General features: G+C 41.2%; 6 protein-coding genes and 2 pseudogenes. 6 read left to right on the forward strand and 2 right to left on the reverse strand.

Translation table 11 applies throughout. The features are described from left to right. Positions 1-276 precede the first annotated feature (276 nt). Positions 277-2,502, forward strand: coding sequence for a hypothetical protein (locus ACEW80_RS33365; RefSeq protein WP_373530724.1), 2,226 nt, complete (start codon positions 277-279; stop codon positions 2,500-2,502). Between the two features lie 219 nt (positions 2,503-2,721). Here the strand turns inward: ACEW80_RS33365 and ACEW80_RS33370 are convergent, their stop codons facing one another. Next, on the reverse strand, positions 2,722-3,075 hold the full coding sequence (locus tag ACEW80_RS33370; RefSeq protein WP_373530725.1) for a four-helix bundle copper-binding protein: 354 nt from the start codon (positions 3,073-3,075) through the stop codon (positions 2,722-2,724). A 276-nt stretch (positions 3,076-3,351) separates the two neighbouring features. On the opposite strand from ACEW80_RS33370, the gene gorA reads away from it, so the two are divergent. Beyond that, positions 3,352-4,695, forward strand: a complete 1,344-nt coding sequence (gorA, locus tag ACEW80_RS33375) for a glutathione-disulfide reductase (RefSeq protein WP_373530726.1) — start codon at positions 3,352-3,354, stop codon at positions 4,693-4,695. 435 nt (positions 4,696-5,130) lie between these two features. Here the strand turns inward: gorA and fldA are convergent, their stop codons facing one another. Next, positions 5,131-5,643, reverse strand: a complete 513-nt coding sequence (fldA, locus tag ACEW80_RS33380) for a flavodoxin FldA (RefSeq protein ID WP_373530727.1) — start codon at positions 5,641-5,643, stop codon at positions 5,131-5,133. 641 nt (positions 5,644-6,284) lie between these two features. On the opposite strand from fldA, the gene ACEW80_RS33385 reads away from it, so the two are divergent. The 4 genes and pseudogenes from ACEW80_RS33385 to ACEW80_RS33400 form a co-directional block, all read left to right on the forward strand. Beyond that, positions 6,285-7,391 carry a sensor histidine kinase gene (locus ACEW80_RS33385; protein ID WP_373530728.1) on the forward strand — a complete coding sequence of 369 codons (1,107 nt, stop codon included), beginning with the start codon at positions 6,285-6,287 and terminating at the stop codon, positions 7,389-7,391. A 388-nt stretch (positions 7,392-7,779) separates the two neighbouring features. Continuing rightward, a pseudogene (locus ACEW80_RS33390) lies at positions 7,780-7,938 on the forward strand (muramidase); the annotation flags it as partial. A 499-nt stretch (positions 7,939-8,437) separates the two neighbouring features. Continuing rightward, entirely contained in the window at positions 8,438-9,160 is a 723-nt protein-coding gene (locus ACEW80_RS33395) for a DUF305 domain-containing protein (RefSeq protein WP_373530729.1), read from the forward strand. 591 nt (positions 9,161-9,751) lie between these two features. Then, a pseudogene (locus ACEW80_RS33400) lies at positions 9,752-10,012 on the forward strand (efflux RND transporter periplasmic adaptor subunit); the annotation flags it as partial.

Genomic DNA, 10,012 nt, shown 5'->3' on the forward strand with positions numbered 1-10,012 from the left:
AGAACTGCCTCATTTAAATAATTACCAAAAAAAAGTTGGGTAGTCGCATTGTTGTTGGTGAAGCGTGTTGGACTAAATGCCAGTCTAAGCCTACGTATGTCTAAGCCTAAACAAGTATAAACCTTTGTTTGCTTTCAACCATGAGACGATTACCAGTCGCCTCCAACAAGCGGATAACCAACCGCTTAAGTCAAAATAAAATTTCAAATTTAGGCTAACACATTTTGACCAACAGCGAGACTACCTGATGCACAAAAATCATCAGGACAGTCACTCATGTACCAAGAAAGTTTCTCTTCAGATGTCGAGAACAAGCCCCAATTAAGCCTTTCACAGCCTTCAAAAAAGAAAATCAAACCCCACCTGCCCGCAGAATCCGTAGGTAAACGCTACGTAGAACGCTTTTGGCATCCATTTGGGGCAATAGTTGCCCCTTCTTTAGTAGAAGGTACAAAACCAGCATGGCGCACTATCGACTATTACCTCCAACCCTCCCAACTGTGGAACCTGCACCAAGACAAGTCGAAACTAGTAGGTCTGCGCTTTAACGACACAACTCGTTACGCCACAATCGATTTAGACCTCTTCGGCGACTATCACAACATTGAATCTATAAATCGCATCAAGGCAGCGCTAGAGGACATCGGCATAATCGATATCATCATCCTCCAGTCCAGCTTTAGTGGCGGTTATCACCTAATCCTAAGCTTCGCATCCCCCCTACCCACCTTTCCCCTAGCCTGCGCCCTAGAGATTACTTTAAGAAACGCAGGCTTTATCCTCCGCCAAGGACACCTAGAAATCTTCCCCAATACCAAACCATATAGTGCCAAACAAATAACTAACTACAAGGCCATCCGTTGCCCCATGCAACCGGGTAGCGGGTCATTTTTACTGAATGATGACCTACAACCAATTAGTGACTCAGTTTCTATCTTCCTCGATTATTGCGATCGCGCGGCCAGTCGGCAAGATTTAACCAAACTAAAACGGGTAGCGAACAAAGCCAAAAAACAAATTTCACGGGAGAGATATCGCAAGCAAGAATCTGCTGACGTTGTACAGTGGCGTGCCAATTGGGAAGAAATCATCACCACAGGCTGGACAGGAAAAGGACAAACAAACACCCTCCTACAAATCTTTGTAGGCTACGGAATCGTCTTTTTAGACTTAGAGAGTGATAAATTAGTCGAATTTTGCCTTACTACCGCAATTAACGCCCCCGGCTACAGCCAATACTGCCGACACCAACACGAAATCGAAGCTAGAGTGAGGCATTGGGTAGAATCCACAATTCGCAACAAATGGTACAGCGCCTACATTAGTTATCCCGAAAGGCTGTTGGGTACATTCGCCAACACATTTGCAGAAGCCATAGCAGGCATTAAGAGCATTGATAAACCCAAAGATAACGTAATTCCATTTGACCGTCGTAAGCAACAGAACTGGGAACGCAGCCAACAAGCCCAAAAACGCATCCAGATAGTAGTAAGGGCAATAGAGTGGGATAGAGGCTTACCAGCAGGGGCTACTGAACGAGCGAAAGTGATACGTGTTGAGTATAAACGCCGCTTTCACAAAACTATCTCACAAGAGACACTACAAAAGCACTTACATCTGTGGCATCCCACACGCTACATTTTAGACCCTTGGGCAAAAAATAGCTCAAACCCTTATCAATCAAGCAATGACGGGCAATTTAATAGCTTTCAAAACTCATTTGCAAAACAAAGTGATGAAAACCCTTATCAAATCGGGAATTACGGTCATTCTTTCTATATGAAGGTTTTTTGTAATTGCCTACCTCCTGCTGCCGATGCCCCTACAGGGCAGCAGGCAGTAGTAAGTTTTGAAGAAGTTACTGTGTCTGAAGGGGAACTGTTTTTACCACAGGTACAATATGAATCTGAGGAAACTAATTTTAATTCCGAAGAATTGAATTTATTACATCCAGAAGATTTCTCTTCAACCTCAACTGTCAACAATTCTGATAATTCATTAGTTTCTTCAAATATTATACAACTGGATCAAAACGTTAATCAAAGTAATTTAGATAAGGATTTTAAATACCTTTCTAACCCCAGCGCGGCTGAAAATTACAATAATAAAAACTTATTAATCAACTCTGTCAGTATTCCACTTACTGCGCCTATACCTGCAATTGTGCCGCCTGAAACGTCACAAAAAGCCGAAGTTAAGGAGCAAAGTACACCTTCAAGTGACCCAACAGCAACTCTCGCTTTGTCAGAACTGAAGAAACTGACTAAGTTGCGACTCCAAGCAGCATCCTACGCCAAACGTGTAGCTAGAGAGTACTGCCTGATTGCGCGATGCTTAATTGGGGGCAAGGAACGCGAAAGACTGGAGCAGACTGCCAAAATGCAATTTTATCTCAATTCGGGTAACAAAACTCTAATTGTAGAAGCCAACGAGTGGGCAACTGTCAATCCTGGGTGTCTACCGTTTTCGTTGGAGTTGGCGTTTCAAGAAAGTGAGAGGTGATGGCTGAATGGCATACATTCCATTCCTGTTCCAATGCTACTCACGGGCGTAGCTGGGCTAATCGCTTCTTTATCTCCTGCTCATACTGTGTAATACTCGGTAGTGGTTCTGAGAAATCCCATGTATTACGAGGTAAAGTCAAGCCAATCATCTACGTAATACATGGTGTATTATATCTGATAATTATTTTGCAATCCAGCAGTCAGCGATTACAGATACTTACGCCATAGCTGTAGCCATTTGGTGACAAGACTCGGCGCAACGACGGCAAGATGCAGCACAGCGTTTGCAGTGGTCGCTATCGTGTTTTTCACATTCACTGGCACAGCGATCGCAAGCTTCTGCACAGATTCCGCACATTTGAGCATGGAGAGCCGAATTGCGAGACATGAAACGGGCGCACAGAGCGCAAGTATCAGCACAGTCTCGGCACAACTTAATGCATTGAGCCATCATCTGTACCATGTTGCCACTTAAACAGGCATCGGCACAGTTTTCGCAATCGCGTAGGCAATCAAAGCAAGCCTCTATGCAAGTTTCAAGCAAGGATTGGTGAGATTGGGTTGTCGTCATAATTATACCTCCGATTTCAAGTTGTCAATTTCACATGAGACAGTATTTATGCCTCTGCGCCCTCAGATTAAAAAATAACTAATCTGCTTGCGTCCACCTAATGGCACAAGAAATATTTATTACTAATGACATAAGGAAATTTCATGCTGATTTCATTTGAATATGCATAACTATTTTTTAATTAAAATTCCAATGATTTCATATTAATTTCATCACTGTGTGGAAAGCTAAAAATATAGGCAAATATAGTGTTCTTAAAAACTGAGTTAATAATTTATGAGCTTTGATTATGACCTTTTTGTAATTGGCGCAGGACCTGGAGGTGTTGCTGCCGCTAGACAATCTGCTGCTCATGGTGCTCATGTGTTAATTTCCGAACGCGACCAGGTAGGTGGCACATGTGTAATTCATGGCTGTATTCCTGAGAAACTGATGGCATATGCTGCTAGTTTTTCCCATGTTTTTGAAGATGCTGACGAATATGGCTGGGATAAAGTGAGTGACCGCATTGACTGGCATAAATTTATGACAGCTAAAGACCGAGCGATTCAACATTTGAACAAATTGCATATTCAGCATCTTCAAGAAGCAGGGGTAAACCTAGTTTATGGAGAGACAAAATTTTTAGATTCTCATACTTTGGATGTTGAGGGACACCAGGTTACTGCTAATAAAATCTTGATTGCTGTAGGTGGAGAAGCTGTAAAACCCGAAATTCCCGGAATTGAATATGCTATCACTACACGTCAGATGTTTGAAATCAAGCAGCAACCAGAGCATATTGCGATTATTGGTAGTGACCAGATAGCAGTGAAGTTTGCTGGAAGCCTGAATGGTTTGATTTCAAAAGTTACTTTAATAGTACCTGAAGACCGTATTTTACCAGGTCGAGATGAAGAAATTAGAACTACAGTTCAAGAAAGTATGATGAAGAATGGCATTCAAATTTTTTGCAATACTGTTGTCGAGAAAATTGAAAAAGTTCAAGATAGTCTCCGTTTGAGTTTATTAGGAAATGAACAAGACAATATAACTGTAAACACCGTTCTTAGCGCCATAGGTCGAGTTCCTAATTTAAATGGTCTTGATTTGGAAAAAGCGGGTGTTCAAGTCAAACAAGGAGCGATCGCAGTAGATGAATACAGCCGTACTACTCAGGCGAATATTTTTGCTGTTGGAGATTGCACCAATCGTCCCCATTGGACTCCTGTCGCCATTGCCACAGGTCGTGCCTTTGCCGATACTGTGTTTGGTAATCAGCCCCGAACTGTGAATTTAGAGTGTATTCCCTCAGCACTTTCTTCTCGACCGGAAGCGGCTACGGTTGGCTTGACCGAAGCTAAAGCACGCGAAAAATTTGGAGAATCAATACGCTGCTATTCCCAAAGGTTTCAACCTCTTTTCGACACGATTGCTGAACCGGAACAGAAAACTCTCATTAAATTAGTAGTTGATAGCAAATCAGACAGGGTACTCGGTGCTCATATGGTCGGTGAGTATGCTGGTGAGATTATTCAATGTCTTGGACTTGCTATTCGCACAGGTATCACTAAAAAAGATTTTGATGTAACAATTGGTATTCATCCTTCAGCGGCGGAAGAGTTTTTTAGCTTGCGCTAATTTTTGCTACTGACAAGAGTATATAGGATTCCTATTTGATTTATGAAAATCCAGATTAGTCCAAAGCTTGGTTAACAAAGCTTAGAGGCTTAGTATAGCTATCAAGATTTAAATCTGATTTCTATATCCAGTTAATACTCCTTAATGAAACACGCTTTTTAAGAACTGGCTTGCTGTAAATTCAAAGGTAAATATGCGCTCCAAATCAATTTTAATGATTATGACCTCTGATATGAGCATGGAAGCAATGGAAGACATAGCAGCAGTAGACTTGACAAAGATAGCCTACACTGCTCCTGTTGATGCATGGGGGGATCAGACTCTAACGCCCAAGCTAGAGAAATGATTATCAACGTTACCTGAATTAAGGAAGCTTTACTGACCGAAAGAGCTAGTTCAGAACTGTGCCTTTTCAGTGCGAGACTTTATACTTTTCTATAAACCAAACTCTTGCTTGAGTTGAGCAACCCAAGTTTTAATTCGTTCATTAGTTAAATCAGATTGATTATCTTCATCAAGCGCTAGACCTACAAATTTACCATCGCGGACGGCTTTAGATTCACTAAATTCATAACCATCTATTGACCAATAGCCAATAGTCTCGCCACCTTGTTCTGAAATTTTTTCTGATAAAATTCCTATTGCATCTTGGAAACTGTCAGGATAACCAACCTGGTCGCCTGCTCCAAAATAAGCAATTTTTTTGCCACTAAAGTTAATGCTATCTAGCTCGTCGGAGAAATTTTCCCAATCACTTTGCAATTCACCAATATTCCAGGTGGGGCAACCGATGATGATATAACTGTAATTCTTAAAATCATTAGGCTCCGCTTGTGAAATATCATTTAACGTTACTACATCTTCTCCACCAAATTCCTTTTGAATTATTTCTGCTTCCGTCTGAGTATTACCTGTTTGAGTGCCGAAGAATAAACCAATAATAGCCATTTGTCCTCCTTTATTTTCCTTTTAGTGATTGTTTTGCGTTGTGTTTCTGCGGTTGCTAATCTACCTGAAAGCCGATGTTGTGTCTATGTGTCATCAGCTTCTCCCAAGCACAAGAGTCAATAATTTATGCTATCGCCATACACATCTGATGACAAAACTTTCTCGCCTAAACTTAAGAGGTTTCAAGTGTAAAGTTCATCTGGCTAATGGCATGATTATAATTTATTTCCAATGGCTGATAATGATTTCATCTTAATTTCATCTTGATATGTATAAATATTTGAGTATTCTTTCAAGAAGATTTAACCTAACTTTAGACGTAAAAAAAAAGTAGATATAATTATTAATGGCAAGTTTTGCTTTACTCACTTACAATAAATTCGGTAGTGATAAATATATAGTAGTAATAGAGATTTAGTATTTATTCTCGGATAATTCAGTAACTATTTCCAGATTTTTGTATTGCTTTTTATACTACAAAATGACGTCCGGAATGTGGGTTAAATACTTAGCCTCGGCGAGGGGATGGGAAATTGTTCTGGGGTGGATCGGGGTGGGTGCGATTGGCTCTGCCCCTTGGGCAATCGCTGTTCTAGCGATCTCCTGATGGTAGAATAAGTCTAAAATTAAGAACATTCATAATGTTACATGAATTTCTCTTAGCAGAACGTGAAGAAATTCTCGCCTTGTGTTCAAAAAAGATCGCGCGTCTTGCTGATTCCAGAAGTTCGAGCGACGAAATGGAAAGAGGATTACCTGTGTTCTACGATGAACTCATTGAGGTATTACGTGCTGATACAGATGAATCTGGGGAAGCACATCACAATTCTATAGAAAGTGTTCACAGAGCCTCCGCAGAGCGCCGGGGGAAAGAGTCGTTAAAACTTGGCTACAGCATTTCTCAGGTTGTTCATGGCTACGGCGCTCTTTGTCAAGCTATCACTCAGTATATTCAGGAAAATAGTAGTGAAACAGCATCCCCTCGTGAATTCAATCGATTAAATTTCTGCCTCGATATCGCTATCGCTGAAGCGGTTACAGAGTTTAATCGAGGTCAGCGTGAAAATGCAGAGCGGGATGAGGTTCAGCGTCTTGGATTTCTAGCACATGAGTTGCGAAATGCGTTGACCTCCGCTACTTTAGCTTCCCAACTTATAATCACAGGGAAAGTCGGAACCAATGGAAGTACATCTCGTATTCTTGAAAATGCCCATAGGCGTATGAGAGACATTATTGATCGTTCACTTGTTGAGGTGCGACTGTGGAATGAACCAACTGTCCAATATCAGAGATGTCGAGTTATTCACCTAGTCAGTGAAGTTGAGGCTACTGCATGGTTTGAAGCAAGTGCGAAATCAATTGAGGTGTGTGTAGAGGTAGCGCCGGAATTGGAGGTTTTAATAGATCGTCACCTAATAATATCTGCCCTATCGAATCTGGTTCAAAATGCCATTAAGTTCACCAAGCAGGGTGGGATTGTATGGATACGCAGTAAGGCTGTAGGTGGGCGTGTTTTACTTGAAATAGAGGATCAATGTGGAGGACTCCCGCCTGGTGAGGCGGAAGAACTCTTTAAGCCTTTTTCTCAGATGGGAACAGATAAATCAGGATTGGGGATCGGGCTTACAATCTCACGACGCGCCGTCTCGTTAAACAAGGGTATACTCTCAGTTCGGGATATCCCCCATCAAGGATGTGTGTTCTCAATTGATTTACCCTTAGCCTCCTCCCCTCTCCCCACTACATAATCCTCTAGCTCCATCTTCGCTGCGCTCACTTATGTAAACTCCAACTATTTTTTTAGTCTTTTTATCCAAAGCTAAAAATAAATAATTTTAGTTATTAAATCTCTATTATCACTACATATTTACCAATACACAAAAAAGCAATTAATAAATATTATTGCCACAAAAGTAGATGTCAAAAAAAAGTAAATTTTTGCTGTCATTGTTTCACAAACTTACTAATATTGTTGGTGATAAAACCCCCTGTCTAAATTTAGCTAAAGTTCTCTTGCTAAAAAAAAGGAGGTTGAAGTAGCGATCGCTAATTGTTAGAATATTGTCTATAGTTTTATTAATTGTGCTTTGGCAAGGATTTAGCACTCGCAAAACCTCTACCATTCCTGAATACACTCCACCTTTAGTAATGAAAGGAGGCGATCCTTACATTCGCGCATTAATGCGGACTATTACTGCTAGTGAAGCTCTAGATTCTAACCCCTATACTTTACTTTATGGTGGTAAGCATTTTTCCGATTTCAGCCGTCATCCCAATCAATGCATAACAAATGTTTGATGGTCTGAGCGTTCTGAAAACCAAAATCTTCTGAAACCAAAGTCACATAAGACTGCGACTAGCGGGATGAATACTATTCCTCCAATCAATAATTTTAGCTTTATCATATTAGATTTACTTATAGATATTACAAAGGCAAATTATTTTAAATACGTTACTTCCATAACATAATTATTTGCCATATCTGAACTCTGGAGCTAAGGTCGGCAAATCAAAGCGAGGTGTCATACAAGAATTAGAACTTTAGGGTTTGTAGTAATGTAGTACAATCTTCTAATTTCTTGTAGCTAGTCTTTGCTAAGAGCAGGAATCTTTAATTTCATCCTGATTTCATCTTCGGCTGTCAAACTATGTAGTAAGTACAACAGTTGGATTGTAAGCAACCAGTTACCTAGATGATTTTATTACTTAAGCAAAAAATAAATCACTTAAAGGGTTGACTCTCCAGCCAACTGGAGATTTCAAAATGAAATCAGGAAACATTTAGATAATCCCTATGCAACTTTCTACTCTGAAAAACAGCTTTTTGTCATTGAGCTTAGTAGCGATCGCCTCTGTTCCTAGCGGTCTGTTAACAGCCTGTTCTACACCCAATTCCCAAAACCAAGCATCAAACCCTACTACCACCGCTACTGATACTAACGACAAGCAACCGATGAATCACGATGGTAGCATGATGAATCATGGTGGTAGCACGATGAACCACAATATGGTAATGGATTTAGGTTCAGCTGACGCTAATTATGATTTGCGCTTTATTGATGCGATGATTCCGCACCATCAAGGGGCAGTGGAGATGGCGAATGTTGCACAGGAGAAATCAAAACGTCCTGAAATCAAAAAGCTGGCTTCGGAAATTATCTCTTCTCAAGACAAAGAAATTGCGGAGCTAAAGCAGTGGCGTAAAGCATGGTATCCAAGAGCAAGTAGTACCCCGGTGGCTTATGATGCGAAAACAGGTAAAACAGTCTCAATGCCTGACGAACAGATGCAAGGCATGATGATGAATATGGACTTGGGAGCCGCCGATGCTGAGTTTGACTTGCGGTTCATAAATGCAATGATTCCCCATCATGAAAGTGCAATTACAATGGCTCAAGATGCATTGAGTAAGTCTAAGCGTCCTGAAATCAAGAAATTGGCTCAAAGTATTATTGATTCACAGCAAGCAGAAATTAACCAAATTAAACAGTGGCGAAAAACTTGGTATAACCAGTGAGTCTAGTCCTGTACTGCTTCCCTACGGGACGCTTTGCATAGCTTGCTTCTTTGCAGGAGTATGCAGAAACCGCAGGGTAGGCGGGAAACTCACCGTAGGGAACTGGCTATCTTCTCTTCTCCTTCCCTTCTCTACGAGAGGCTGCACCCTAAGCGTAGCTATGCGGCAGGCTTTACGGGACGCTGCGCGTAGCAAGATCCCCGGAGGGGTACGGAGACGAAGGCAGCGAATGAGACGCTCCGCGAACTCAGTGAAAGCGACGTTAAGAGCTTCACGCTAAAAGGTTTATCAAGCTAGAGAACTGGTGTTAGCGAGTAGTCCAGCGTCAGTAAGAGCGTCACCTGAAGGTAAGCAAAAGTATCTATGTGAAGCATGATGCAAGTATCCAATGCTAAATAAATAGGGAACACTTGCTTTCTTGAATTCCAGTTGTGCTTAGAGTGATGTGATTCGGAGAGCAGTCAAAACTTGATTTCATCCTAATTTCATTTCTGAATGAAAGACTAGTAAAAGAGTGTATTTCTAAAACTTAAAAGTACTTTTGACTGTTCGCAATTTCTTCCCTCCCATACTCAAGGATTTTTAGTAGCGATGTCTAACTCTCTGTGTTCCCAAACACCTACAGCTATTCGTTATGTTTCTGGCACATTTCTGAGCCTGTTGTTATTAGCAAGTCCCGCAGTTGTCCTAGCTCATGGCGGACATGGAGATGAATTTCAAGGAGGAAGTGAAGCCACTTCAACTAATAATTCTATTCAGGTTGATGCCGACACAGCCAAACGGTTAGGGATTAAAGTCGAGCCTGTCCAACGTCAGCGGCTAGCCATTGGCATTAAAACCACTGGACAAATA

Source organism: Nostoc sp. (assembly GCF_041747015.1).
Lineage (GTDB): Bacteria > Cyanobacteriota > Cyanobacteriia > Cyanobacteriales > Nostocaceae > Nostoc.

What these genes read in the sequence shown, in the direction of transcription:
- ACEW80_RS33365 (WP_373530724.1), top strand. Translation starts at nt 277, where the DNA reads ATGTACCAAGAAAGTTTCTCTTCAGATGTCGAGAACAAGCCCCAATTA.
- ACEW80_RS33370 (WP_373530725.1), bottom strand. Translation starts at nt 3,075, where the DNA reads ATGACGACAACCCAATCTCACCAATCCTTGCTTGAAACTTGCATAGAG.
- gorA (WP_373530726.1), top strand. Translation starts at nt 3,352, where the DNA reads ATGAGCTTTGATTATGACCTTTTTGTAATTGGCGCAGGACCTGGAGGT.
- fldA (WP_373530727.1), bottom strand. Translation starts at nt 5,643, where the DNA reads ATGGCTATTATTGGTTTATTCTTCGGCACTCAAACAGGTAATACTCAG.
- ACEW80_RS33385 (WP_373530728.1), top strand. Translation starts at nt 6,285, where the DNA reads ATGTTACATGAATTTCTCTTAGCAGAACGTGAAGAAATTCTCGCCTTG.
- ACEW80_RS33395 (WP_373530729.1), top strand. Translation starts at nt 8,438, where the DNA reads ATGCAACTTTCTACTCTGAAAAACAGCTTTTTGTCATTGAGCTTAGTA.